This is a genomic window from Enterobacter sp. fkY84-1 (genome assembly GCF_052974705.1).
Genome location: NZ_CP169393.1, coordinates 1,988,415 through 2,013,692, shown reverse-complemented (window position 1 = coordinate 2,013,692; position 25,278 = coordinate 1,988,415). Strand labels below are relative to the sequence as shown.

The window sequence follows — 25,278 nt, the reverse complement described above, 5'->3', positions numbered from 1 at the left end:
TCTCTCACTTACTGCTTCGGTCTGTTTATTCAGGGCAGATGTTCCGCTGCCCGGCTTAAAAGCGAGTCAGCTTATCCTACACAATTTTTTAACAAAAACTGAGACTAGTACGACTTTTTACATCCACAGGTTACTTCCAGGTGGTTTATTGCTTTAATACCCGGAGTTTATTCCACATTTGAATCAGGGCTTGATAATGCAAAAACTCATCAACTCAGTGCAAAACTACGCCTGGGGAAGTAAAACTGCGTTAACGGATCTCTACGGTATCGCGAACCCAAACAACCTGCCGATGGCAGAACTGTGGATGGGGGCGCACCCGAAGAGCAGCTCAAAAATTGAAGACGCCAGCGGCCAGGCACGCAGCCTGCGTGACGTAATTGACGCCGATAAAGCCGTGCTGCTGGGCGACAAGGTGGCTCAGCGCTTTGGCGAACTGCCGTTCCTGTTTAAAGTGCTGTGCGCTGACCAGCCGCTCTCCATCCAGGTTCATCCGAACAAGCAAGCGTCTGAAATCGGCTTTGCGAAAGAGAACGCGGCGGGTATTCCGTTAGACGCCGCCGAGCGTAACTACAAAGATCCTAACCACAAGCCGGAGCTGGTGTTCGCGCTGACGCCGTTCCTGGCGATGAACGCGTTCCGCGAGTTTTCAGAGATTATCTCCCTGCTGCAACCGGTCGCGGGTGCCAGTAACGCTATCGCGCATTTCCTTGAAAACCCGAATGCCGAGGCGCTAAGCCAGCTGTTTGCCAGCCTGCTGAACATGCAGGGTGAAGAGAAATCCCACGCCCTGGCGGTGCTGAAAGCCGCCCTGGAGAGTCAGCAAGGTGAACCGTGGGAGACCATCCGTCTTATTGCGCAGTTCTATCCGGACGACAGCGGCCTGTTCTCCCCTCTGCTGCTGAACGTGGTGAAGCTGAATCCGGGTGAAGCAATGTTCCTGTTCGCGGAAACCCCGCACGCCTATCTGCAGGGCGTGGCGCTGGAGGTGATGGCCAACTCTGACAACGTGCTGCGCGCGGGCCTGACGCCGAAATACATCGACATCCCCGAGCTGGTTGCCAACGTCAAGTTCGTGGCGAAACCCGCCGCGGAGCTGCTGACTCAGCCGGTGAAAAACGGCGCAGAGCTGGACTTCCCGATTCCGGTTGAGGATTTTGCTTTCTCCCTGCACGACCTGAGCCAGACAGAAACGACCATCGCACAGGAAAGTGCGGCGATCCTGTTCTGCGTGGAAGGCGAAGCGACGCTGCACAAAGGCGAACAGCGTCTGGTGCTTAAGCCCGGTGAATCAGCATTCGTTGCAGCCAATGAGTCTCCGGTTAGCGTAAGCGGCACCGGTCGACTGGCGCGCGTTTTCAATAAGCTTTAAGCACTTACTGAATTTTTTAACAACTCTTGCTAAGCTAGTTGCAGGCTTAATATCTCCAGGCGGTTTTTACCGCCTGGTTTCATTTTAGGGATAGTCGCAATGAAAAAATCGGTCGTAGCGGTAGGAGTGATTGTAGCGTTAGGCGTAGTCTGGACGGGTGCCTCCTGGTTTACCGGGAAACAGCTGGAAGGACGCCTGGCTGAGATGGTGGCGCAGGCTAACGGAGAGATTAAGCGCAGCGCGCCGGAAGCGGGCCTTGAGCTGAGCTATCAAAATTATGAGCGCGGCGTGTTTACCAGCCGTATGCAGGTAGTGGTGAAGCCGGTTGCCGGTACGGAGAACGGCTGGCTGAAACCAGGTCAGAGCGTGGTGCTGGATGAAGTGGTGAGCCACGGTCCCTTCCCGCTGGCGCAGCTAAAGTCGTTTAACCTGATCCCGTCAATGGCGTCCGTTCACACGGTCCTGGTGAATAACGACGTCACCAAACCGCTGTTCGACCTCGCAAAAAATACCTCACCTTTCGAAATCGACACCCGCATCAGCTATGCCGGTGACACCAGTTCCGATATCGCGCTGAAAGCGCTGAACTACGAGAAAGAGAATGAGAAAGTCGCCTTTAGCGGTGGTCACTTCAAACTTGACGCGGACCGCGACGGGAACGTGTTCTCCCTGACGGGTGAAGCGGAAAGTGGCCTGGTCAACGCCGTGAACGAATACAATCAAAAAGTTCAGCTCACCTTCAACAACCTGAAGGCCGACGGCAACAGCCGCATGACCGATTTTAAAGAGCGTATCGGCGATCAGAAACTGTCTCTCGATAAAGTCGCCATTGCGGTTGAAGGCAAAGAGATGGCCGTGCTGGAAGGCATGGACGTCAACGGCAAATCCGACGTGTCCAAAGACGGTAAGAGCATCAATACCCAGCTGGATTACACGCTGAAGAGCCTGAAAGTGCAGAATCAGGATCTGGGCACCGGCAAACTGTCGCTGAAGATCGGCAATATCGACGGCCAGGCGTGGCACGAATTTAGCCAGAAATACAGCAAAGAGAGCCAGGCGCTGCTGACCGATGCCGCGCTGCAGCAGAACCCGGAAGTGTACCAGCAGCAGGCGATGGCAGTGCTGTTCAACAACCTGCCGATCCTGCTGAAAGGCGAGCCGGTGATCACCGTTGCGCCGCTGAGCTGGAAAAACAGCAAAGGTGAAACCAGCTTTAACCTGTCTCTGTTCCTGAAGGATCCGGCCACCGCCACGGGTGAACCGCAGACGCTGGCGCAGGAAGTGGATCGCAGCGTGAAGTCGCTCGACAGCAAGCTGACCATCCCGATGGATATGGCGACCGAGTTTATGACCCAGATTGCGAAGCTGGAAGGCTACGGCGATGAAGATGCCGGCAAGCTGGCGAACCAGCAGGTGAAAGGTCTGGCGGCCATGGGCCAGATGTTCCGCATCACGAAGGTGGACAACAACACGATTTCCACCAGCCTGCAGTACGCCAACGGCCAGGTCACGCTCAACGGCGACAAAATGCCGCTGGAGGATTTTGTCGGCATGTTTGGCATGCCTGCTCTGGGGATGCCGGAACCGGCTGAACCGGCAGCGCCAGCCGAACCGGCGGCACCGCAGCAGTAAACGTCAAAACCCCTCGCATGAGGGGTTTTTTATTGCCGGGTGGCGCTGACGCTTACCCGGCCTACGATTCCAGGCCGTTGTAGGCCCGTGCAAGCGCAGCGCCGCCGGGCGGTATTATTTCACCGTCACTAACCGCGCCGCCACAATCTGGTGCCCGGCCTGAACGTCCGTATTGTCGATGCGCTGCATGATCCTGTCCGCCAGCGTGTAGCCCATCTCCCGCGCTGGGGTCGTGGCCCAGACGATCGGCAGATCGTCGAGCGCGTTTTCACCGACGTCGGCGAACGCCCCCAGCGCCACCTGGTGGCCGAAGAAGGTTTCCACCCCGCCCTCGCCGCTCTGACGCCCGGCGCGGATCAGGCCAAACCAGGCGCCCATGGCGATCACATCGTTATAGCAAATGACGGCGCTGATGGTCGGACTGCTGCGCAGCAGCGCGCCTATCGCTTCCGCCGCCATCTTCTGGCTGGACTCACACTCAACAACCCACTCGCTGTGGAACGGCAGGCCGTATTTAATTAGCGTCGCGCAGTAGCCGCCGACCCGTTCAGCGCGGGTCAGGGATGAGCTTTTGCCGCCCAGCCAGGCAATGCGCTGATGGCCGCGACGAATAAGATGCTCGGTCAGCATTTGCGCAGCCTGCATGTTATCCGGGCGCAGCGTATCGGCTTCATCGAGGTAGCTGGCGCGTGAAGCAAACACCAGCGGCACGCCTTTTTCAGCGGCGCGCTCGCACAGCTCGCTGCCCACGCCCGACGCCCCGGCGACGATCACCCCGTCCACCCCCTGATTCAGCAGCATATCGAGCCGGGAAAGCAGCTGATCGGCCTCGCGACCGCCGTGAAGCAGAAAGACCATCCGCCCCTGCGCTTCAAGCGCTTCGGTTAAGCCGGCGGTCAGCTCCGCATAGAAAGGTGACGTCAGGTCACGGACAATCAGGCCAATCACCCCGCTTTGCCCGCCGCGCAGCGCCGACGCCTGGCGGTTTCGCACAAAGCCCAACTGCTCAACCGCCTCGTTCACCCGCTGACCGGTCGCGGGAGAGATGCGTCCTTTTCCGCTCAGTACCAGAGAAACGGTGCTGACGGAAACCCCCGCCGCCAGCGCGACGTCGTTGATGGTGACTTTTTTCGCTACAGCCATGTGTTGGCGTGACTCCCTGAAAAATGAGATCGGTAAAACGTTTTATCAATACGTTATCTTTATACTACCAGTCAAAGCCTGAGAATGTGATTTAGCGCGCACTAAACTTTGATAAAACGTTTTATCTTCTCGCAGCATTGAAGCAGACAAACTGATTTTAACAATAAAGGAGTCGTTTTATGACGGCGAAAGCAGCACAAAAAATATCGCTGTGGGAATTTTTCCAGCAACTGGGTAAAACCTTTATGCTGCCCGTGGCGCTTCTCTCGTTCTGCGGGATCATGCTCGGGATCGGCAGTTCGCTCAGCAGTAAAGACGTCATCACGCTGATCCCCTTCCTCGGCGCGCCCGTGCTGCAGGCGATCTTTATCTGGATGAGTAAAGTCGGCTCCTTTGCCTTCAGTTTCCTGCCCGTGATGTTCTGTATTGCAATCCCGCTGGGCCTGGCCCGCGAGAACAAAGGCGTCGCGGCGTTTGCCGGTTTTGTGGGCTACGCGGTGATGAACCTGGCGGTTAACTTCTGGCTGACCGCAAAAGGCATACTGCCGACCACCGACGCCGCCGTGCTGAAGGCCAACAACATTCAGAGCGTGATTGGTATTCAGTCCATCGACACCGGGATCCTCGGGGCGGTGATCGCCGGGGTAATTATCTGGATGCTGCACGAGCGCTTCCACAATATCCGCCTGCCGGATGCCCTGGCCTTCTTCGGCGGCACCCGCTTTGTCCCAATTGTGACCCTGGTGGTAATGGGACTGTTTGGTCTGATTATTCCGCTGATTTGGCCAGTTTTCGCTATGGGCATCAACGGCATTGGCCGCATCATTAACGGCGCGGGAGATTTTGGTCCGATGATCTTCGGCACCGGCGAGCGTCTGCTGCTGCCGTTTGGCCTGCAGCATATCCTGGTGGCCCTGATTCGCTTCACCGAAGCGGGCGGCACCATGGAGGTGTGCGGTCACGACGTGAGCGGCGCGCTGACTATCTTCCAGGCGCAGCTGAGCTGCCCGACGACACACGGCTTCTCCGAAAGCGCAACCCGCTTCCTGTCTCAGGGTAAAATGCCTGCCTTCCTCGGCGGCCTGCCGGGTGCTGCGCTGGCAATGTACCACTGCGCGCGCCCGGAAAACCGTCATAAAATTAAAGGCCTGCTGATTTCCGGCGTGATCGCCTGCGTCGTGGGCGGTACCACCGAGCCTATCGAGTTCCTGTTCCTGTTCGTCGCGCCGGTGCTGTATCTGATTCACGCGGTGCTGACCGGTCTGGGCTTCACCGTGATGGCGGTGCTGGGCGTCACCATCGGCAACACTGACGGTAACGTGATCGACTTCGTGGTGTTCGGTATCCTGCACGGCCTGTCGACTAAGTGGTATCTGGTCCCTGTCGTGGCGGCAATCTGGTTTGCGGTGTACTACGGGATCTTCCGCTTCGCCATCACCCGCTTTAACCTGAAAACGCCAGGACGCGATATTGATACGGCCACCAGCGTTGAACAGGCGGTTGCCGGTACCGTGGGCAAATCCGGCTATAACACCCCTGCCATTCTGGCGGCGCTGGGCGGTGCGGATAACATCACCTCGCTGGATAACTGCATTACCCGCCTGCGTTTGTCGGTGGCGGATATGTCAAAAGTGGATACCAACGCCCTCAAGGCCAACCGGGCCATCGGCGTGGTACAGTTAAACCAGCACAATTTGCAGGTGGTTATCGGCCCGCAGGTACAGTCAGTGAAAGATGAGCTGGCGACCCTGATGCGAACAGTAGAAGCCTGATGCCTCAGCCCCCTCACCATGAGGGGGTTTTACGTTAAGGATTAAAGCATGTTTGATTTCTCAACCGTCGTGGATCGACACGGCACCTGGTGTACGCAGTGGGACTATGTCGCCGACCGCTTTGGCGCGGCGGATCTGCTGCCCTTCACCATCTCGGATATGGATTTCGCCACCGCCCCCTGCATAACCGACGCGCTGCAACAGCGCATTCATCACGGCGTGTTTGGCTATAGCCGCTGGAAAAACGACGAGTTTCTCGCCGCCGTCGCACACTGGTTCCAGCAGCGCTTTAACACCCGAATTGATACCGAAAGCGTGGTTTATGGCCCCTCCGTCATCTACATGGTCTCGGAACTGATTCGCCTCTGGTCAAAACCCGACGACGGCGTGGTGGTTCACACCCCGGCATACGATGCCTTTTACAAAGCCATAGAGGGTAACGGGCGTCGTGTTGTGGCGGTTGAAATGGAAAAACAGGCCGCTGGCTGGCAGGGCAATATGGCAGCCCTGGAAGCGGCGCTGGCGAAACCGGAAAACAAAATTATGCTGCTGTGCAGCCCGCAGAATCCGACCGGCAAGGTCTGGACGCGGGATGAATTGACGCAGATAGCGGAACTCTGCGAGCGCTATGACGTGGCGGTTATCAGCGATGAAATCCATATGGACATGGTGTGGGGAGAACATCGTCACACGCCGTGGACCGCAGTGGCGCGGAGCAAATGGGCGCTTCTGACCTCCGGCTCGAAAAGCTTTAACATTCCGGCGCTGACGGGGGCTTATGGCCTGATCGGCGATGAAGAGAGCCGTAACGGCTATCTCAGCGCGTTAAAAGGTCGGGACGGGCTCTCTTCCCCTTCCGTGCTGGCGCTAACGGCGCATATCGCCGCCTATCAGCAAGGGGGGCCGTGGCTGGATGCCCTGCGGGGTTATCTGGAAGAGAATCTGTTGTATATCGCTCAGGAAGTAAACCGCGCTTTTCCGAAACTCAACTGGCAGCCGCCGGAAGCGACCTATCTTGCCTGGATCGATCTGCGTCCGCTGAACATTGACGATCGGGCGCTGCAAAAAGTGCTGATCGAGCAGCAAAAGGTCGCCATCATGCCGGGATATACCTATGGAAAAGAGGGAAATGGCTTCGTACGCCTGAATGCGGGCTGCCCGCGCAGCAAGCTGGAGCAAGGGGTTCAACGCCTGATTGCCGGCATTAATACGCTTCTGTAATCAATTTGCGCAAGGGAATATTCCCTTGCGCAAATAGCTTTTTATCCCGTTTTGTTTTTATAATATGGCGCACTTTAACCAGAAAAGAGTGCGACCATGATTGATACACGCCTGCCTTTAACTGATATTCATCGTCACCTTGACGGTAACATTCGTGCCCAAACCATCCTCGATCTTGGCCGCCAGTTCAATTTAACGCTTCCTGCTCAGACCCTTGAGTCCCTGATCCCTCACGTACAGGTGACCTCTAATGAACCGGACCTGGTCAGCTTCCTGAGCAAACTCGACTGGGGCGTGAAAATGCTGGCGTCGCTGGATGCCTGCCGCCGCGTGGCGTTTGAGAACATCGAAGATGCCGCCCGCAACGGCCTGCACTACGTCGAGCTGCGCTTCTCGCCGGGCTACATGGCGATGACCCACAACCTGCCCGTTGCAGGCGTCGTGGAAGCCGTCATTGAAGGCGTCCGCGAAGGGTGTAAAACCTTCGACGTTCAGGCTCGCCTGATCGGCATCATGAGCCGTACCTTCGGTGAAGCCGCCTGCCTGCAGGAGCTGGAAGCGCTGCTGGCCCATCGTGATGCCATCACCGCCGTCGATCTCGCCGGTGACGAGCTGGGCTTCCCGGGCAGCTTGTTCCTCTCCCACTTCAACCGCGCGCGCGATGCCGGCTGGCACATTACCGTGCACGCGGGTGAAGCGGCTGGCCCGGAAAGCATCTGGCAGGCCATCCGCGAGCTGGGCGCCGAACGTATCGGTCACGGCGTGAAGGCGGTAGAAGACCGCGCCCTGATGGATTTCCTAGCGGAGCAGCGTATCGGGATTGAGTCGTGCCTGACGTCTAACATTCAGACCAGCACCGTAGCATCACTGTCGCAGCACCCGCTGAAAACGTTCCTTGAACACGGCGTGCTGGCCTCGCTGAATACGGACGATCCGGCGGTTCAGGGCGTGGATATCATCCACGAGTACAACATCGCCGCACCGCAGGCGGGTCTGAGCCGCGAGCAGATCCGTCAGGCGCAGATCAACGGGCTGGAGATCGCCTTCCTGACGCCTGCAGAGAAGCAGGCGCTGAAAGATAAAGTGGCTCGCGGTTAACACCGTTGCCGGGTGGCGCTGACGCTTACCCGGCCTACAAAATATTAAAAAATCTATGCCAGACAGAGCGTCGCGCGATGTTTGGCAGATTCGATCCCCAGCTCAATCAGCTCCATAATCTGTATCGCCTGGCTGGCCGGAACCGGATTCTCTCCCGTGCCGTTCAGCGCATCGCGGATAGCGGCATAATACGCCGGATAGTTACCCGGTATCGTCAGCAAGGTCTCCTCGACCAGCTCCTCGCCTTCCACCCGCGTGACGACGCCGTCGCGCATATCATAGCCCCAGTCTTCCTGCGGCAGACGCTCACCGTTTTTCAGCCTGTCTTCCTGCGGATCGAGACCAAACTTCACGTAGCTGCCGCGCGTGCCGTGAATAATGTAACGGGCAGATTCTGCCGCCGCGACCATCGTCCCGTGCAGCACAATTCGCCGCTGCGGGTAACTGAGCACCGCGTGGAAGTAATCGGTCGTCTGCGCACCGGGCCTGAGCTGGGCCAGATCGACCGTCATGCTCACCGGCAGGCCAAAGAGATTGACGGCCTGATCCAGCAGATGCGGGGCTAAATCATACCAGATACCGCTGCCAGGACCGGCCTGCTCGCGCCAGCGGTTTCGTACCTGCGGGCGAAAGCGGTCAAAGTGAGACTCAAAAAAGAGGATCTCCCCTAACGTACCTTCACTGAGAAGCCGTTTTACCGTCAGAAAATCGCTGTCCCAGCGTCGGTTATGGAACACCGACAGCAGCCTGCCCAGACTCTTTGCCAGCGCATCCAGCTCGCGAGCCTGTGACAATGTCACGGTAAAGGGTTTATCGACAACCACATGCTTCCCGGCTTCCAGCGCGGCCTTTGCCAGCGGAAAGTGGGTATCGTTCGGCGTGGGAATGACGATTAAATCAATGTTTGGATCGTTGAAAAGATGTTTTGGCTCGGAGACAACCGGCACAGAAGGCCAGTCTGCATGGACTTTAGCAGCGTCGCTGCTGGATACCGCCGCCAGCGCCATCCCCGGCGTCCCGGCTATCAGAGGCGCATGAAACGTTTTGCTCGCGTACCCGTAACCAATAAGCCCAACGCGGATATTATCACTCATAGTGTCATCCTCTTTTAAGTCGTTCTTATTTCACACTGGCTAGTCTGGCATTATCACGGATTAATAATGTGCCGTATGACGTAAAATAGCAGGTTATACGGATTGTTTTTGTTACATAGTATTAACCTACTGATTTTGTTTAAGGGAACCGTTCCCAAAGCCCTTGCCGTCAGAGAAACGTCGCTGTAACATTTGCGCCCTGTCTTTATGGATAAAGTACAATTACACATCATGACGTCAATTATTAATCGAATCATTGAATTAGCGGGATGGATTGTCCTTGGGGTGTCGGTCATTTTGCTGGGCGTTGCCAGCCATATCGATAACTACCAGCCGCCGGAGCCTGTCACCGTCGCTCAACCTAAGTAACCGGTTACTGCAATAAAGAGTGACATAATATGTCAGTTACTTATTGCCAGCCCTGGTGAACACGGTTAACCTTCTCTTCCAGGCATCGTCTGATGCCTGAATTTCAGCAAAGAAAACTCCTAATTTCGTCGCGTTACCTGAGTGGGCTGTTTACGTCTTTATTAATCCGTTTATTATTCGAACGAATTACCTTAACTGGTATTACTCACTTTTATATGGAAACTTATTAATATGACAGTTCAGGACTATTTATTAAAATTTCGCAAGATCAATTCGCTTGAGAGCCTGGAAAAACTGTTTGACCATCTGAACTACACCCTGTCGGATAATCAGGAAATCATTAATATGTATCGCGCCGCTGACCATCGCCGTGCGGAGCTGGTCTCCGGTGGCCGTTTGTTCAACGTCGGCGAAGTGCCAAAGTCCGTGTGGCGTTACGTTTTATAAGAAAGTAGCCATCCGCGCGAAATGTTATATACTCTCCGCCCTGCCAACTGGCTGTACAACATTTCGCGCAGATTATGGGAGAGTTCATGACCGCAACGCCTGGAGAACGCATTGGAGGCTGGTTAATCGCCCCACTGGCATGGCTGCTGGTTGCCTTATTAAGCGCATCACTTGCGCTGCTGCTTTATACCACCGCACTGATTACCCCTCACGCCATTCAGACTCTGTTGTCGCAAAGCGTGCCTAATATTGCTTTGTGGTTTGTGTCGTTCGTTTTCGCGATCGGGATGTGGTACTACACGCTGTGGCTGACCATCGCCTTCTTTAAGCGCCGTAAGAATGTGCCTAAGCACTACATTATCTGGCTGCTGGTTTCGGTCCTGCTGGCGGTGAAGGCGTTTGCTTTTTCGCCCGTTTCAGACGCGCTGGCCGTTCGTCAGCTGCTTTTCCCGTTGCTGGCCGCGGCGCTGCTGGTGCCCTACTTCAAGCGTTCGACGCGGGTGAAAAACACCTTCGTGAACCCGTAATAACCCTACAGATAACCTGTTGTCGCCTGCCTGGGTTTGTCCGATAATAGGCGGCTTTTTTATTTCAGGCTAAATAATGACCGATTACTTACTGCTCTTTGTCGGCACCGTGCTGGTTAACAACTTCGTTCTGGTGAAGTTCCTTGGCCTGTGCCCGTTTATGGGCGTTTCCAAAAAGCTGGAAACGGCAATGGGTATGGGGCTGGCGACGACCTTCGTCATGACGCTGGCGTCCATCTGCGCGTGGTGGATTGATACCTGGATCCTCATCCCGCTGGGGTTAACCTATCTCCGTACGCTGGCCTTTATTCTGGTTATCGCGGTGGTGGTGCAGTTTACCGAAATGGTGGTGCGCAAAACCAGCCCGGCGCTCTATCGCCTGCTGGGCATCTTCCTGCCGCTGATCACCACTAACTGCGCCGTTCTCGGCGTGGCGCTGCTGAACATCAACATGGGTCATAACTTTATGCAATCGGCGCTGTATGGTTTTTCTGCGGCTGTCGGTTTCTCTCTGGTCATGGTTCTGTTTGCCTCTATTCGCGAGCGCCTGGCAGCAGCGGATATTCCTGCGCCCTTCCGCGGTAACGCGATTGCGCTGGTCACCGCCGGTTTAATGTCTCTGGCCTTTATGGGCTTTAGTGGTCTGGTGAAGTTGTAATGAATGCTATCTGGATTGCCATCGCCTCTATCAGCGTCCTGGGGTTGGTGTTTGGCCTTATCCTGGGTTACGCCTCCCGCCGTTTCGCGGTAGAGGACGATCCCGTTGTTGAGAAAATTGATGAGCTTCTGCCGCAAAGCCAGTGCGGGCAGTGTGGCTACCCGGGCTGCCGCCCTTACGCTGAAGCGGTAGGCATCCAGGGCGAAAAAATTAACCGCTGCGCCCCCGGCGGCGAAGCAGTCATGCTGAAAATTGCCGCCCTGCTTAACGTTGATCCGCAGCCGGTTGATGGCGACGCGGACGTGCAGGAGCCGGTCCGCGCGCTGGCCGTGATCGACGAAGCGAACTGCATCGGCTGTACCAAATGTATTCAGGCCTGCCCGGTCGACGCCATTGTTGGCGCCACGCGCGCCATGCACACCGTGGTGGCGGACCTGTGCACCGGCTGTAACCTCTGCGTAGCCCCCTGCCCGACGCAATGTATCGAGCTGCGCCCGGTTGAAACGACTACCGAAAGCTGGAAATGGGATCTTCAAACCATTCCGGTTCGCAATATTCCTGTGGAACAACATGCTTAAGTTATTTTCTGCTTTCAGAAAAGAGAAGATTTGGGACTTTGACGGCGGTATTCACCCACCGGAGATGAAAACCCAGTCTAACGGCACGCCGCTGCGTCAAATACCGCTGGCGACCCGTTTCGTCATGCCGCTCAAGCAGCACATTGGCGCTGAGGGTGAGCTGTGCGTGAAAGAAGGCGATACGGTTCTTCGCGGTCAGCCGCTGACCTTTGGTCGCGGACGTATGCTGCCGGTGCACGCCCCCACCTCCGGTAAGGTGGTCGCTATCGCGCCTCATACGGTGGCGCATCCGTCAGCGCTCGCAGAGCTGAGCGTGATTATTGAAGCCGACGGCGAAGACCGCTGGATCGACCGCGATGGCTGGAGCGACTACCGCTCCCGCAGCCGCGAGGCGCTTATCGAGCGCATTCATCAGTTCGGCGTTGCTGGCCTCGGCGGCGCAGGCTTCCCGACCGGCGTCAAGCTGCGCGGCGGTGGCGATAACATTCAGACGCTGATTATCAACGCCGCCGAATGCGAGCCGTACATCACCGCCGACGATCGTCTGATGCAGGACTGCGCCGCCCAGGTGGTGGAAGGCATCCGCATCCTCGCGCACATTCTGCAGCCGCGAGAAGTGCTGATTGGTATCGAAGACAATAAACCGCAGGCTATCTCAATGCTGCGCGCCGTGCTGGCGGGCAATCACGATATTAGCCTGCGCGTTATCCCGACCAAATACCCCTCTGGCGGTGCTAAACAGCTGACGCAAATTCTCACCGGCAAGCAGGTTCCGCACGGCGGACGCTCTTCAGATATCGGCGTGCTGATGCAGAACGTCGGGACCGCGTACGCCGTGAAGCGCGCGGTGATCGACGGCGAGCCGCTGACCGAACGCGTGGTAACGCTGACCGGGGAAGCGGTCTCTCGTCCGGGCAACGTCTGGGCGCGTCTGGGTACGCCGGTGCGTCACCTGCTGGAGCAGGCTGAGTTTTGCCCGTCAAGCGACCAGATGGTGATCATGGGCGGCCCGCTGATGGGCTTTACTCTGCCGTGGCTCGATGTGCCGGTAGTCAAAATCACCAACTGCATGCTCGCCCCTTCCCCGACCGAGATGGGTGAAGAGCAGGAAGAAAAAGGCTGTATTCGCTGCAGCGCCTGTGCCGACGCCTGCCCGGCGGATCTGCTCCCACAGCAGCTGTACTGGTACAGCAAAGGCCAGCTGCACGACAAGGCGACAGCCCATAACCTGGCCGACTGCATCGAATGCGGCGCCTGCGCCTGGGTCTGCCCTAGCAACATTCCTCTGGTGCAGTATTTCCGCCAGGAGAAGGCGGAAATTTATGCCATCTCCATGGAAGAAAAACGCGCGGCGGAAGCCAAGGCACGCTTTGAAGCGCGCCAGGCGCGACTGGAACGCGAGAAGATCGCCCGTCAGGAGCGCCATAAGCAGGCCGCCGTTCAGCCCGGCGAGAAAGATCAGGATGCGATTAACGCCGCACTGGCCCGCGTTCGCGAGAAAAAAGCGACCGCGGCGCAGCCTGTGGTGATCCCAGCCGGCGAGAAGCCGGACAACAGCGAAGCGATTGCGGCGCGTGAAGCGCGTAAAGCTCAGGCACGCGCCCGTCAGGCTGATAAAGCGCAAACGGTCCAGGCAGAGACGGGGATCGACCCGCGTAAAGCCGCCGTTGAGGCGGCGATAGCCCGCGCTAAAGCCCGCAAAGCCGGTGAGCAAAGCGTGGTGGTTGAGCAGGAAGCGGTCGACCCTCGCAAAGCGGCCGTAGAGGCAGCGATTGCCCGTGCTAAAGCCCGCAAAGCGGCGCAGCAGACGCCAACCGCAGAACCCGACGCGCCGGTCGATCCGCGTAAAGCCGCCGTTGAAGCGGCGATTGCCCGCGCTAAAGCCCGCAAAGCGGCGCAGCAGGATGAGCAGCCGCAGGCCGCCAACGATGACCCGCGCAAAGCCGCCGTCGCCGCCGCCATTGCGCGCGTTCAGGCAAAGAAAGCCGCACAGCAAGCAGTTAACGAGGATTAAATGGTTTTCAGAATCGCAAGCTCCCCTTACACCCACAATCAGCGCCAGACATCGCGCATCATGATGCTGGTCTGCCTGGCGGCGCTGCCGGGCATTGCCGTTCAGTGCTGGTTTTTCGGCTGGGGAACCCTGTTCCAGATAATCCTGGGCTGTGCCAGCGCCTTAGCGGCGGAAGCCCTTGTCCTTAAGCTGCGCAAGGCGGCGGTCTCCCGCATTCTGGCCGATAACTCCGCGCTGCTGACCGGGCTGCTGCTGGCGATCAGTATCCCGCCGTTTGCCCCATGGTGGATGGTGGTCCTCGGCACCGTGTTTGCGGTGATCATTGCCAAACAGCTGTATGGTGGACTGGGCCATAACCCGTTTAACCCGGCGATGATTGGCTACGTGGTGCTGCTGATCTCCTTCCCGGTACAGATGACCAGCTGGCTGCCACCGCACGAGATTGCGGCCACAGTTCCGGGCTTCATGGATGCTCTGCACGTGATCTTTACCGGCCATACGGCACTCGGTGCCGATATGAACGCGCTGCGCATGGGCGTGGACGGGATCAGCCAGGCGACGCCGCTTGATACCTTTAAAACGTCCCTGCATGCCGGGCACAGCGTTGAGCAGATCATGAAATCCGCCATCTACAGCGGCGTACTGGCGGGAGCTGGCTGGCAGTGGGTCAACCTGGCGTATCTGCTGGGCGGCCTGTTCCTGCTGCAGCAGAAAGCCATCCGCTGGCATATTCCGGTCAGCTTCCTCGTGACGCTGGCGGTCTGCGCCACGCTGGGCTGGGTATTCTCTCCTGAATCACTGGCCAGCCCGCAGCTGCACCTGCTCTCCGGCGCGACCATGCTGGGTGCCTTCTTTATCCTGACGGATCCGGTGACGGCCTCAACGACTAACCGCGGGCGCCTGATCTTCGGCGCGCTGGCAGGCCTGCTGGTCTGGCTCATCCGCAGCTTTGGCGGGTACCCGGACGGCGTGGCTTTTGCCGTCCTGCTTGCCAACATTACCGTTCCGCTCATCGACTATTACACGCGTCCGCGCGTGTACGGTCATCGCTAAGGGTCTCGCCATGTTCAAAACGATGCAAAAACACGGCGTCACGCTGGCTGTCTTCGCCGCGGTCCTGACAGGGCTGACGGCGCTGGTTAATGCGCTGACCAAAACGACCATCGAAGAGCAGGCCTCGAAGCAGCAAAAGGCGCTGTTCGATCAGGTGATCCCGGCGGAATTCTACGATAACGACCTGCAAAAAAGCTGCTTTGTGGTAGACGCGCCGCAGCTTGGGAAAGGGCCGCACCGCCTCTTTATTGCCCGCAAAGGGGATAAACCGGTCGGCGCGGTGATGGAAGCGACGGCGCCTGACGGCTATTCCGGTGCCATTCAACTGCTTGTGGGCAGCGATTTCTCCGGCACCATACTGGGCACCCGCGTGACGGAACACCATGAAACGCCGGGTCTTGGCGATAAAATTGAAACCCGTCTGAGCGACTGGATTTTGCACTTTGCCGGTAAAGTGATCCATGGTGAAGATGACACCGCGTTTGCGGTGAAGAAAGATGGCGGCGAGTTTGACCAGTTCACCGGGGCGACCATCACCCCACGTGCGGTGGTGAATGCCGTAAAACGAGCCGGGCTGTACGCTGAAACGCTGCCCGCGCAAATCAACAATCTTCCGGCCTGTGAGGAGTAATCATGAGCCAGGTTAAAGAGGTTATTGTCCAGGGGTTGTGGAAAAACAACTCCGCGCTGGTTCAGCTTCTGGGCATGTGCCCACTGCTGGCGGTGACATCCACCGCCACCAACGCGCTCGGTCTGGGTCTGGCAACCACGCTGGTATTGACCCTGACCAACCTCTCCATCTCTGCCCTGCGCCGCTGGACGCCGTCGGAAATTCGTATTCCTATTTACGTCATGATCATTGCGTCGGTGGTCAGTATTGTTCAGATGCTGATTAACGCCTACGCGTTTGGTCTGTACCAGTCGCTCGGGATCTTCATTCCCCTTATCGTCACCAACTGTATCGTGGTCGGGCGTGCGGAAGCCTTTGCGGTGAAAAACAGTCCGGCCATGTCGGCGCTGGACGGTTTTTCTATTGGCATGGGTGCCACCTGCGCCATGTTCGTGCTGGGCTCGCTGCGCGAGATCCTCGGCAACGGTACGCTGTTCGACGGCGCTGATGCGCTGCTGGGCGGCTGGGCTAAAGCGCTGCGTATTGAAGTGTTCCACACCGATACGCCATTCCTGCTGGCGATGCTGCCGCCCGGCGCGTTTATTGGTCTTGGCATGATGCTGGCGATAAAATACCTGATTGACGAGAAACGTAAGCGCCGCGCGGCTGAGCGCAGCGTTCTGGAAGGGACACCCGAGAAGGCCTCATGAATAAAGAAAAGCGCATTGCGATCCTGACCCGTCTGCGGGACGAGAACCCGCACCCGACGACGGAGCTGAATTTTACCTCCCCGTTTGAGCTGCTGATCGCCGTGTTGCTCTCTGCGCAGGCTACCGACGTGAGCGTCAATAAAGCCACCGCCCTGCTCTATCCGGTCGCCAATACGCCGAAGGCCATGCTGGAGCTGGGCGTGGAAGGCGTGAAGTCCTATATCAAAACCATCGGCCTGTTTAACAGCAAAGCCGAGAACGTCATCAAGACCTGCCGGATCCTGCTGGAGCAGCACGGAGGCGAAGTGCCGGAAGACCGTGCCGCGCTGGAAGCCTTGCCGGGCGTGGGGCGTAAAACGGCGAACGTGGTGCTCAATACCGCGTTTGGCTGGCCCACTATCGCCGTCGATACGCATATCTTTCGCGTGTCTAACCGGACCAACTTCGCGCCGGGGAAAAATGTCGAGCAGGTCGAAGAGAAGCTGCTGAAAGTGGTTCCGGCGGAATTTAAGGTTGACTGCCATCACTGGCTGATTCTGCACGGTCGTTACACGTGTATTGCCCGTAAGCCTCGCTGCGGCTCCTGCATTATTGAAGATCTCTGCGAATACAAAGAAAAAGTATATCCCTGAGGCATCTCAATCCCCTGATTAAAGAAGGGCTTTCAAACGCTCTTCTTTTGACCGTTATTTGTTCGCCTTTCGTTTCGCCTCACCTGTCACTTATTCGGCCCTTTAACGCTGAAACAGGTTAATAGTTTTTTCATAGCCGAAAATTTCTATACATCTGTGATCGCGATCACCCTGATAACTTCATGTTGTATTTTTGTTGTCAAAATCGACCTAAACCCTTTATCTGACAAGACACTCCTCTTTCTTTGCCGACGATAAGACCAGCTATTTTTCAGAATATGGGCTATATCACTGCCACAAGCGGCAAATAGCAGAACATATCGCCAACAGCCCGTACTGACCGGTGATTACCAGTCGAAAAAACTACCTTTACTCAGCGTATGAAATTTAACGCTGAATAACATTTGCATGAACCGACGATTATACCACTCAGGATATATGTAACAGATTATTACAAACGTATTGCCAGATGGGGCAGGATAGTGAACATTACCCGCCGTTTCTCCTCCCAATATAACTATAAGGCGTATGGACTACGGCCATCACGCTATGAACACCCCCGTTAATATGGGATGTAAAAAAAGAGGTATATGTGTCGACTGCAAACAATAAACCAACAGATGAAAGCGTGAGTCTGAACGCTTTTAAACAACCTAAAGCGTTCTATCTCATCTTCTCTATCGAGTTATGGGAGCGTTTTGGTTACTACGGCCTGCAAGGGATCATGGCGGTTTACCTGGTGAAACAGCTGGGTATGTCCGAAGCCGATTCCATCACGCTGTTCTCCTCCTTCAGTGCCCTGGTCTATGGTCTGGTTGCTATCGGCGGCTGGCTGGGTGATAAAGTTCTGGGTACTAAGCGCGTCATTATGCTGGGCGCCATTGTTCTGGCGATTGGCTATGGACTGGTAGCATGGTCAGGGCATGATGCCGCTGTCGTGTATATGGGCATGGCCACGATCGCCGTGGGTAACGGTCTGTTCAAAGCGAACCCGTCTTCCCTGCTCTCTACCTGCTACAGCAAAGATGACCCGCGTCTGGACGGTGCATTTACCATGTACTACATGTCCATCAACATCGGTTCGTTCTTCTCGATGCTGGCAACCCCATGGCTCGCAGCGAAATTCGGCTGGAGCGTGGCGTTTGCACTGAGCTTCGTCGGTATGCTGATCACCGTGGTGAACTTCCTGTTCTGCCGCAGCTGGGTTAAAAACTACGGTTCAAAACCAGACTTCGAGCCTGTGCATATGGGCAAACTGCTGGCGACCATCGTAGGTGTTGTGGTCCTGGCGGCCATCGCTACCTGGCTGCTGCACAACCAGGGTATCGCACGTGCCGTTCTGGGCGTTGTGGCGCTGGGTATCGTGGTTATCTTCGCGAAAGAAGCATTCGCTATGCAGGGTGCTGCCCGTCGTAAGATGATCGTGGCCTTCATTCTGATGCTGGAAGCGATTATCTTCTTCGTGCTGTACAGCCAGATGCCAACCTCTCTGAACTTCTTCGCCATTCGTAACGTTGAGCACTCTATTCTGGGCATCGCGTTCGAACCGGAGCAGTATCAGGCACTGAACCCGTTCTGGATCATGATTGGTAGCCCGATTCTGGCCGCGATCTATAACAAGATGGGCGACCGTCTGCCAATGCCGCACAAGTTTGCTATCGGTATGGTGCTGTGCTCCGGCGCGTTCCTGGTGCTGCCGCTGGGTACCAAATTTGCTACCGACGCCGGTATCGTATCCGTTAACTGGCTGATCCTGAGCTACGCGCTGCAGTCTATCGGCGAACTGATGATCTCTGGTCTGGGTCTGGCAATGGTTGCACAGCTGGTTCCGCAGCGTCTGATGGGCTTCATTATGGGTAGCTGGTTCCTGACCACTGCCGGTGCAGCAATTATCGCCGGTAAGATTGCGAACCTGATGGCCGTGCCGGAAAACGTCACTGACCCACTGGTTTCCCTGAACGTCTACGGTACCGTGTTCATGCAGATTGGTATCGCGACTGCCGTTATTGCCGCTCTGATGCTGCTGACCGCACCGAAACTGAATCGCATGACTCAGGACGACGACAAGACCGCTAAGGCGACCAAAACCGCTACTGCGTGAAATCCGTGAGAAACGACTGACCAGAAGCCGCTAATTGATTAGCGGCTTTTTTTTTATCCGTTTGCGCACTAACATAGCTGAAACCTCAGCGAAAAGGAGTTACCGATGAAACTGTTCTACAAACCGGGCGCGTGCTCTCTTGCTTCCCATATCACCCTGCGCGAGAGCGGCAAAGATTTCACGCTGGATGGCGTTGATCTGATGAAAAAACGTCTGGAAAACGGCGATGACTTTCTTGCCATTAACCCGAAAGGACAGGTTCCGGCGCTCCTGCTGGATGACGGTACCCTGCTGACCGAAGGCGTGGCGATTATGCAGTTCCTGGCCGATAGCGTGCCCGATCGCCAGCTGCTGGCACCGGTCAGTACGATTTCTCGCTATAAAACGCTGGAATGGCTGAACTACATTGCCACCGAGCTGCACAAAGGCTTTACGCCGCTGTTCCGCCCGGATACGCCGGAAGAGTTTAAGCCGACCCTGCGCGCCCTGCTGGAGAAAAAGCTGCAGTACGTTAACGAATCGCTGAAAGACGAACAGTGGATTGGCGGCTCGCGCTTCACGATCGCTGATGCGTATCTCTTCACCGTGCTGCGCTGGGCACGTGCGGTTAAGCTGAATCTGGAAGGGTTAGACCACATTGCATCGTATATGAAACGCGTGGCTGAACGTCCTGCGGTGGCTGCGGCGCTGAAAGCGGAAGGTCTTAACTAATATCGCCCGGCGGCGCTGCGCTGGCACGGGCCTACGGGTTTTGTAGGCCGGGTAAGCGCAGCGCCACCCGGCATCGTTTAAAGCTGGGTTGCGCTGAAATAGTGCTCCGGCTTCGCGATACGATCCTGTGCCGCGACCACCTGCAGTTCATATTCCTGCATCTCTTTCGTCGCAATCATAATTTCGTACACCGCTGCCGTAACGTGCTCCAGCGCGTCCCTCACCGTTGCACCCTGAAGCAGTTTCACCAGCAGCAGCCCGCTGGTCACATCGCCCACGCCCACCGGCTGACGCGGGCCAAAATCCACCAGCGGGCGGCTGATATGCCAGGCATCCTCTTTCGTCACCAGCAGCATCTCAAAGCGATCCTGGCTTAGCCCTGCGCGCGCGAGGTGTTTTACCAGCACAACCTCAGGCCCCTGCGCGATCAGCTCGCGTGACGCGCTTACGGCCTCTTCTACGCTGTTAACCGGATGCTCGCAGAGAATTTCCAGTTCGACCAGGTTTGGCGCAATGATATCGCTGGCGGGCAGCGCATGGCGAACGTGGAATTCTGCCACGCCTGGCGCCACGATACAGCCTTTTTCCGGATGGCCCATAACGGGGTCGCAGAAGTATTTTGCCGACGGGTTGGCAGCCTTTACCTGACGCACGATGCCGAGGATATGTTCCCCCTGCTCCGCTGAACCAAGATAACCGCTCAATACGGCGTCACAGCGCTTAAGCTGGTCGATATCGGCAATGCCCTGCACAACCTCGGTGAGGTGCGAAGGCGGCATCACGCAGCCGGTCCATTTGCCATACTGCGTGTGGTTAGAGAACTGAACGGTATTGAGGGGCCAGACGTTGACGCCGAGGCGGCGCATCGGGAATTCCGCAGCGCTGTTGCCAGCATGTCCAAAAACAACGTGGGACTGAATGGCGAGGATGTTCTTCATTTTATGCTTACCAAACCCTGAAAAAACAAAAGGGGCGTGGTTTCCCACGCCCCTCGAGACTGTTAATTATTTCCAGCAGACAAGGCAGTAGTTTTTCTTACCGCGACGCAGCAGGGTGTAGCGGCCATACAGACGGTCGCCATCAACAAAGGTGTATTCCGGGTCAGCCTGCTTTTCACCGTTGATGGTGATCGCGTTTGAGGCGATGGTTTTACGCGCCTGACCGCGGGAAGGCTGCAGCTCAGAATCCACCAGCGCCTGCATCAGGTCAGCCCCTTTCTCCATCTCAACCATTGGCACGCCGTCCTGCGCCAGCTGTTCGAAGTCCGCTTCGCTCAGATCGCTCAGGGTACCGTTGAACAGGCTTGCGGTAATGCGTTTTGCCGCGGCCAGACCTTCTTCACCGTGAACCAGTTTGGTCACTTCGTCCGCCAGCACGTACTGCGCGCGTGGCGCTTTACCGCTGTTCTTGTCTTCTTCTTCCAGCGCATTGATGTCTTCAATATCCATAAAGGTGAAGAACTTCAGGAAGCGATAAACATCTGCATCCGCCGTGTTGATCCAGAACTGGTAGAATTTGTACGGGCTGGTTTTCTTCGGATCGAGCCATACCGCGCCGCCTTCGGTTTTACCAAATTTGGTACCGTCTGCTTTGGTAATCAGCGGAACGGTCAGACCAAAGACCTGATTCTGGTGCAGGCGACGGGTCAGGTCGATACCGGAGGTGATATTACCCCACTGGTCAGAACCGCCAATCTGCAGGGAAACACCGTGCAGTTTGTTCAGGCAGGCAAAGTCATAGCCCTGCAGCAGGTTGTAGGAGAACTCGGTAAAGGAGATACCCTGGTCGTCACGGTTCAGACGCTGCTTCACGGCCTCTTTGTTAATCATCTGGTTAACAGAGAAGTGCTTGCCGATGTCGCGCAGGAAGGTCAGCACGTTCATGCTGCCAAACCAGTCGTAGTTGTTCGCGGCAATCGCGGCGTTATCGCCACAGTTGAAGTCGAGGAACGGTGCAACCTGTTTGCGGATCTTATCGACCCACTCCTGCACGGTATCTTCGGTGTTCAGTTTACGCTCAGCGGCTTTAAAGCTTGGGTCACCAATCAGACCGGTCGCGCCGCCCACCAGGGCAACAGGCTTATGGCCCGCCATCTGGAAGCGTTTCAGGCATAACAATGGAACAAGATGCCCCAAATGCAAGCTGTCAGCGGTGGGATCGAAGCCGCAATAGAGCGCGATCGGGCCTTGCGCCAGTCGCTCTGCTAACGCTTCCTCGTCCGTCACCTGGGCCACGAGGCCCCGCTCTTGCAATTGTTTAATCAAGTTACTGCTTGCCATCAAATTCTCCATGTATAAACGACTGCACCTTTGCCGGTACACGACTTTTCGCCTGATGCGAAAGGACCATAGAATAAAGCGCAAGCGCGGTGTGCGCTAGCGCTTAAATCAACAAATTTCGGGGATTACGGCGCCAGTCTGTCGATTTTCCAGCCGCCATTCTCGCGCTGGTATAAAAAGCGGTCGTGCAGGCGATGTTCGCCCCCCTGCCAGAATTCGATTTGCTCAATCGGGATGCGGAAACCACCCCAGAAGCTCGGCAGCGGGATTTCACCCTGCTGGAACTTCTGCTTCAGCTCGAGGAATTTACTTTCCAGCACGCCGCGAGCGGAAATGCGGCTGGACTGTTTTGATACCCAGGCGCCAATCTGGCTGTCACGCGGACGACTGTGGAAATACTTCACCACTTCCAGCGTCGAGAGACGTTCCGCTTTGCCGGTCACCATGACCTGACGTTCCAGCATGTGCCACGGGAACAGCAGGCTGATACGCGGATTGTTTTCCAGATGATGCGCTTTGCGGCTGCCAAGGTTGGTATAGAACACCAGCCCTTTCTCGTCATAATGCTTGAGCAATACGATACGCTGATACGGTTGACCGTTTTCATCTACCGTTGCGACAACCATCGCCGTTGGGTCGGCAAGTTTCGCTTCGCAGGCCTGTTTCAGCCAGCGTTCAAAAAGCACGAGGGGTTCAGCGGGAAGATCCTGGCGACGCAGGCCGCCTTTGGTGTATTCACGGCGCAGATGCGCAATTTGCTGCAGTTCGTCGTTATCTGACATGGCGTTAGCTGACATTGAGAGTGGGTGGCGCTATTGTGCGCCGCCCCTGTAAAAATCTCAACGCTTCGGATTTTCGAGCTGGCAATTGTTCAGCACAATACGGTCGCGTTTGTAGACCGTGGCGCTGTCGCCTTTCGACCAGAAGACATAGATACCGTCGGTGTAGCGTGCGCCCGAGGCCGAAATGCCCTGCTTCAGCGTCAGCAATTTATTGTCGTAAACAAAACTGGCTTCCTGGCGCGGATTGTTCAGCTTCACGGTCAGCGGTTTTTCGTCGCAGCGATATTCCAGGGTATCGGTCTGCATGCGCTCAACGAGCTGGTTGTAGACGCTGCATCCTGACAGCAGCAAAGGGGCGGCAATAAGAAGAAGTTTTTTCATGGGCATATTCCGAAGACTATCCTGGTCCTGGAGGGCATGGCTGCCCCCCTGTTTCGTTCCATTCTAACGACGACGCGCCGCGCTGAATTTCAGTTAACTCTGATTATGACGCGGATTTGCCGGGAAAATCGCCCCTAGCACGCTCGCCTCGCGCGCGCCGGTGACCGACGGTAAATTGCCCGGCAGCCCGGCAACGGTGCGCCAGGCAAGCCAGGCAAAGGCCAGCGCCTCCATATCATCCCCGCTGATGCCGGCCTCATCGGTCGTCGACACTTCGGTACCCGGCAGCAGCCCGGCAAGACGCGCCATCACCAGCGGGTTACGGCTTCCCCCGCCGCACACCAGCAGGCGTTCACATCCGCCGCTAAGCAGCACCTGTTCAGAAATCGACACGGCCGTAAGCTCGGCAAGCGTCGCCTGAACATCCTGCGGCGCGAGCGCCGGGAATGACGCCAGCTGGCGCTCAAGCCAGCCAAAGTTGAAGTATTCACGCCCCGTGCTTTTCGGTGCCGGTAAGGCAAAATAAGGATCGCTCAGCATGGACTGCAGCAGCGGGAGAATCACCTTACCCTCACTCGCCCACTCCGCGTTTTTATCATACGGTTGCCCGCACTGACGCCAGATCCAGGCATCCATTAACATATTGCCCGGACCGGTATCGTAGCCGCGGACCGGCTGCCCCGGAATAAGCATCGACAGATTGGCGATCCCACCAATGTTGAGCACCATGCGCCGTTCTGAAGGGTGCGCCAGCAGCGCCTGATGAAACGCGGGCACCAGCGGTGCGCCCTGTCCGCCAAGGGCTATATCGCGACGACGGAAATCGCCGACCACCGTGACGCCCGTTTTCGCCACAATCTGGTTGTTATCGCCGATTTGCAGGGTGTGCGGGGCATCGCCGATGGGTTCATGCCAGACCGTTTGTCCGTGACACCCGATGGCCACCACATCTTGCGGACGAAGATGTTCTTTTTGCATCAAAGCCTGCACCGCATCTGCAAACAGCGCCCCCAGGCGGACATCCAGCTGTCCAAGCTGCGAAAGGGTCAGCTGCTGCCCCTGACAGATACTGAGAATATCCTCTTTCAGTGAAATGGGGATTGGCCAGGTCAGGCTCGCCTGCTGCGCCACCATGTTCTCATCAATGGCAGCCAGAACGACATCTACCCCATCCAGACTGGTGCCTGACATCACACCAATGTAGCGACCCGATTTCATGCGCTTTCCTTACGTTGCGTGGGCTAAGGATATCCACTCAACCATAAACGGCGTCGCTTTGCCATCCGGCAATAATATTTTTTAACAATGTCAGACGGGTAGCGTGGGCGGATCCTGTTTATGTCTCGTTAAGTCAAATTCAAGTACAATTTTCCTATTGTTAGTGCAAAGATATGAACGATGGCCCCTTATGCCATATAATTTAGCCATAACGGATGCCCCCCATCGGGCGTTTTTGGTGAACAGGAGATTCAAATGATTTTACGTGTACTGGGCGTTTCGCTGATTGGTTTAACTCTGGCTGGCTGTGTGAATGACAGTTCACTTTCTGGCGACGTTTATAGCGCTTCTGAAGCGAAACAGGTTCAGAACGTGACTTACGGTACCGTTGTTAACGCACGCCCTGTACAGATTCAGGGTGGTGATGAAAACAACGTGATGGGCGCCATCGGCGGTGCCGTTCTGGGTGGTTTCCTAGGTAATACCGTCGGCGGCGGTACGGGCCGTTCTCTGGCAACAGCCGCAGGCGCAGTGGCCGGTGGTGTAGCAGGCCAGGGTGTTCAGGGTGCGATGAACAAAACCCAGGGCGTTGAGCTGGAAATTCGTAAAGACGACGGCAGCACCATTATGGTTGTTCAGAAACAAGGCAGCACCCGCTTCTCCGCAGGTCAGCGCGTTGTGCTGGCAAGCAACGGAAGCCAGGTGACCGTTTCTCCACGTTAATTAAAAATGGATGTGGCCATTGGGCCACATCCATTTACAATATACATCACTTATACGAATATTTTTACAAAATATATTCGCCCCACAAATATTTAATCTCATCGTATATTGTCTCCGCGCAAAGTATTTATTGCATTACTTGCTTAGACTCTT

Annotated in this window: 25 protein-coding genes; 18 read left to right on the top strand and 7 right to left on the bottom strand. The window is 56.4% G+C overall.

What is annotated here, in order from left to right:
* Positions 1–196: 196 nt before the first annotated feature.
* Both manA and ACEPLT_RS09615 read left to right on the top strand, forming a co-directional pair.
* Positions 197–1,372, top strand: coding sequence for a mannose-6-phosphate isomerase (manA, locus tag ACEPLT_RS09620; protein ID WP_248213820.1), 1,176 nt, complete (start codon positions 197–199; stop codon positions 1,370–1,372).
* Between the two features lie 99 nt (positions 1,373–1,471).
* On the top strand, positions 1,472–3,004 hold the full coding sequence (locus ACEPLT_RS09615; RefSeq protein WP_008500557.1) for a YdgA family protein: 1,533 nt from the start codon (positions 1,472–1,474) through the stop codon (positions 3,002–3,004).
* 114 nt (positions 3,005–3,118) lie between these two features.
* Here the strand turns inward: ACEPLT_RS09615 and ACEPLT_RS09610 are convergent, their stop codons facing one another.
* Positions 3,119–4,147, bottom strand: coding sequence for a Mal regulon transcriptional regulator MalI (locus tag ACEPLT_RS09610; protein ID WP_021241148.1), 1,029 nt, complete (start codon positions 4,145–4,147; stop codon positions 3,119–3,121).
* A 179-nt stretch (positions 4,148–4,326) separates the two neighbouring features.
* Between ACEPLT_RS09610 and malX the strand changes: the two genes are divergently transcribed.
* The 3 genes from malX to add all read left to right on the top strand — a co-directional run bounded on the left by malX (position 4,327) and on the right by add (position 8,238).
* A complete protein-coding gene (gene malX, locus ACEPLT_RS09605; RefSeq protein WP_023343984.1) occupies positions 4,327–5,919 on the top strand; it encodes a maltose/glucose-specific PTS transporter subunit IIBC in 1,593 nt (530 codons plus the stop codon).
* 48 nt (positions 5,920–5,967) lie between these two features.
* Positions 5,968–7,140 carry a MalY/PatB family protein gene (locus tag ACEPLT_RS09600; protein ID WP_232928787.1) on the top strand — a complete coding sequence of 391 codons (1,173 nt, stop codon included), beginning with the start codon at positions 5,968–5,970 and terminating at the stop codon, positions 7,138–7,140.
* Positions 7,141–7,236: 96 nt separating this feature from the next.
* A complete protein-coding gene (gene add, locus ACEPLT_RS09595; protein ID WP_023327220.1) occupies positions 7,237–8,238 on the top strand; it encodes an adenosine deaminase in 1,002 nt (333 codons plus the stop codon).
* A gap of 53 nt (positions 8,239–8,291) precedes the next feature.
* Here the strand turns inward: add and ACEPLT_RS09590 are convergent, their stop codons facing one another.
* Positions 8,292–9,332: an oxidoreductase gene (locus ACEPLT_RS09590; protein ID WP_032651618.1), complete on the bottom strand. Its 1,041-nt coding sequence runs from the start codon at positions 9,330–9,332 to the stop codon at positions 8,292–8,294.
* 243 nt (positions 9,333–9,575) lie between these two features.
* Here ACEPLT_RS09590 and blr point away from each other — a divergent pair, with 243 nt between their 5' ends.
* The 12 genes from blr to gstA all read left to right on the top strand — a co-directional run bounded on the left by blr (position 9,576) and on the right by gstA (position 19,742).
* Positions 9,576–9,701 (top strand): division septum protein Blr, encoded by a 126-nt coding sequence (blr, locus tag ACEPLT_RS09585; RefSeq protein ID WP_168112406.1) that lies wholly within the window; start codon positions 9,576–9,578, stop codon positions 9,699–9,701.
* A 231-nt stretch (positions 9,702–9,932) separates the two neighbouring features.
* A complete protein-coding gene (gene ydgT, locus ACEPLT_RS09580; RefSeq protein WP_006174966.1) occupies positions 9,933–10,148 on the top strand; it encodes a transcription modulator YdgT in 216 nt (71 codons plus the stop codon).
* 86 nt (positions 10,149–10,234) lie between these two features.
* The gene (locus ACEPLT_RS09575) at positions 10,235–10,675 is read left to right on the top strand and encodes a DUF2569 domain-containing protein (RefSeq protein ID WP_008500563.1); all 441 of its coding nucleotides are present in this window, start codon (positions 10,235–10,237) and stop codon (positions 10,673–10,675) included.
* A 76-nt stretch (positions 10,676–10,751) separates the two neighbouring features.
* Complete coding sequence (gene rsxA / locus ACEPLT_RS09570) at positions 10,752–11,333, top strand: electron transport complex subunit RsxA (RefSeq protein WP_063616302.1); 582 nt, start codon at positions 10,752–10,754, stop codon at positions 11,331–11,333.
* Positions 11,333–11,911 carry an electron transport complex subunit RsxB gene (gene rsxB / locus ACEPLT_RS09565; RefSeq protein ID WP_008500565.1) on the top strand — a complete coding sequence of 193 codons (579 nt, stop codon included), beginning with the start codon at positions 11,333–11,335 and terminating at the stop codon, positions 11,909–11,911. Before rsxA ends, rsxB begins: the two co-directional genes overlap by 1 nt.
* Positions 11,904–13,925: an electron transport complex subunit RsxC gene (gene rsxC / locus ACEPLT_RS09560; RefSeq protein WP_447088371.1), complete on the top strand. Its 2,022-nt coding sequence runs from the start codon at positions 11,904–11,906 to the stop codon at positions 13,923–13,925. The genes rsxB and rsxC overlap by 8 nt, the downstream gene beginning before the upstream one ends.
* A complete protein-coding gene (gene rsxD / locus ACEPLT_RS09555; protein ID WP_008500567.1) occupies positions 13,926–14,978 on the top strand; it encodes an electron transport complex subunit RsxD in 1,053 nt (350 codons plus the stop codon).
* Between the two features lie 10 nt (positions 14,979–14,988).
* Entirely contained in the window at positions 14,989–15,609 is a 621-nt protein-coding gene (gene rsxG / locus ACEPLT_RS09550; RefSeq protein WP_008500568.1) for an electron transport complex subunit RsxG, read from the top strand.
* Positions 15,610–15,611: 2 nt separating this feature from the next.
* Positions 15,612–16,298, top strand: a complete 687-nt coding sequence (locus ACEPLT_RS09545; protein ID WP_008500569.1) for an electron transport complex subunit E — start codon at positions 15,612–15,614, stop codon at positions 16,296–16,298.
* Positions 16,295–16,930 carry an endonuclease III gene (gene nth / locus ACEPLT_RS09540; protein WP_008500570.1) on the top strand — a complete coding sequence of 212 codons (636 nt, stop codon included), beginning with the start codon at positions 16,295–16,297 and terminating at the stop codon, positions 16,928–16,930. The genes ACEPLT_RS09545 and nth overlap by 4 nt, the downstream gene beginning before the upstream one ends.
* A 592-nt stretch (positions 16,931–17,522) precedes the next feature.
* Positions 17,523–19,031, top strand: a complete 1,509-nt coding sequence (gene dtpA, locus ACEPLT_RS09535; protein ID WP_008500571.1) for a dipeptide/tripeptide permease DtpA — start codon at positions 17,523–17,525, stop codon at positions 19,029–19,031.
* A 105-nt stretch (positions 19,032–19,136) separates the two neighbouring features.
* Positions 19,137–19,742 carry a glutathione transferase GstA gene (gene gstA, locus ACEPLT_RS09530; protein WP_008500572.1) on the top strand — a complete coding sequence of 202 codons (606 nt, stop codon included), beginning with the start codon at positions 19,137–19,139 and terminating at the stop codon, positions 19,740–19,742.
* 77 nt (positions 19,743–19,819) lie between these two features.
* Here gstA and pdxY read toward each other — a convergent pair whose 3' ends face one another.
* The 5 genes from pdxY to anmK form a co-directional block, all read right to left on the bottom strand.
* Positions 19,820–20,680, bottom strand: coding sequence for a pyridoxal kinase PdxY (pdxY, locus tag ACEPLT_RS09525; RefSeq protein ID WP_044596742.1), 861 nt, complete (start codon positions 20,678–20,680; stop codon positions 19,820–19,822).
* Positions 20,681–20,746: 66 nt separating this feature from the next.
* Positions 20,747–22,021: a tyrosine--tRNA ligase gene (tyrS, locus tag ACEPLT_RS09520; protein ID WP_008500574.1), complete on the bottom strand. Its 1,275-nt coding sequence runs from the start codon at positions 22,019–22,021 to the stop codon at positions 20,747–20,749.
* A 125-nt stretch (positions 22,022–22,146) separates the two neighbouring features.
* Positions 22,147–22,803 carry a pyridoxamine 5'-phosphate oxidase gene (gene pdxH, locus ACEPLT_RS09515; RefSeq protein WP_008500575.1) on the bottom strand — a complete coding sequence of 219 codons (657 nt, stop codon included), beginning with the start codon at positions 22,801–22,803 and terminating at the stop codon, positions 22,147–22,149.
* A 57-nt stretch (positions 22,804–22,860) separates the two neighbouring features.
* Entirely contained in the window at positions 22,861–23,190 is a 330-nt protein-coding gene (mliC, locus tag ACEPLT_RS09510) for a C-type lysozyme inhibitor (RefSeq protein ID WP_085930290.1), read from the bottom strand.
* 87 nt (positions 23,191–23,277) lie between these two features.
* Positions 23,278–24,402: an anhydro-N-acetylmuramic acid kinase gene (gene anmK / locus ACEPLT_RS09505; RefSeq protein WP_023343975.1), complete on the bottom strand. Its 1,125-nt coding sequence runs from the start codon at positions 24,400–24,402 to the stop codon at positions 23,278–23,280.
* Positions 24,403–24,657: 255 nt separating this feature from the next.
* On the opposite strand from anmK, the gene slyB reads away from it, so the two are divergent.
* The gene (gene slyB, locus ACEPLT_RS09500) at positions 24,658–25,125 is read left to right on the top strand and encodes an outer membrane lipoprotein SlyB (RefSeq protein WP_008500578.1); all 468 of its coding nucleotides are present in this window, start codon (positions 24,658–24,660) and stop codon (positions 25,123–25,125) included.
* Positions 25,126–25,278 lie beyond the last annotated feature (153 nt).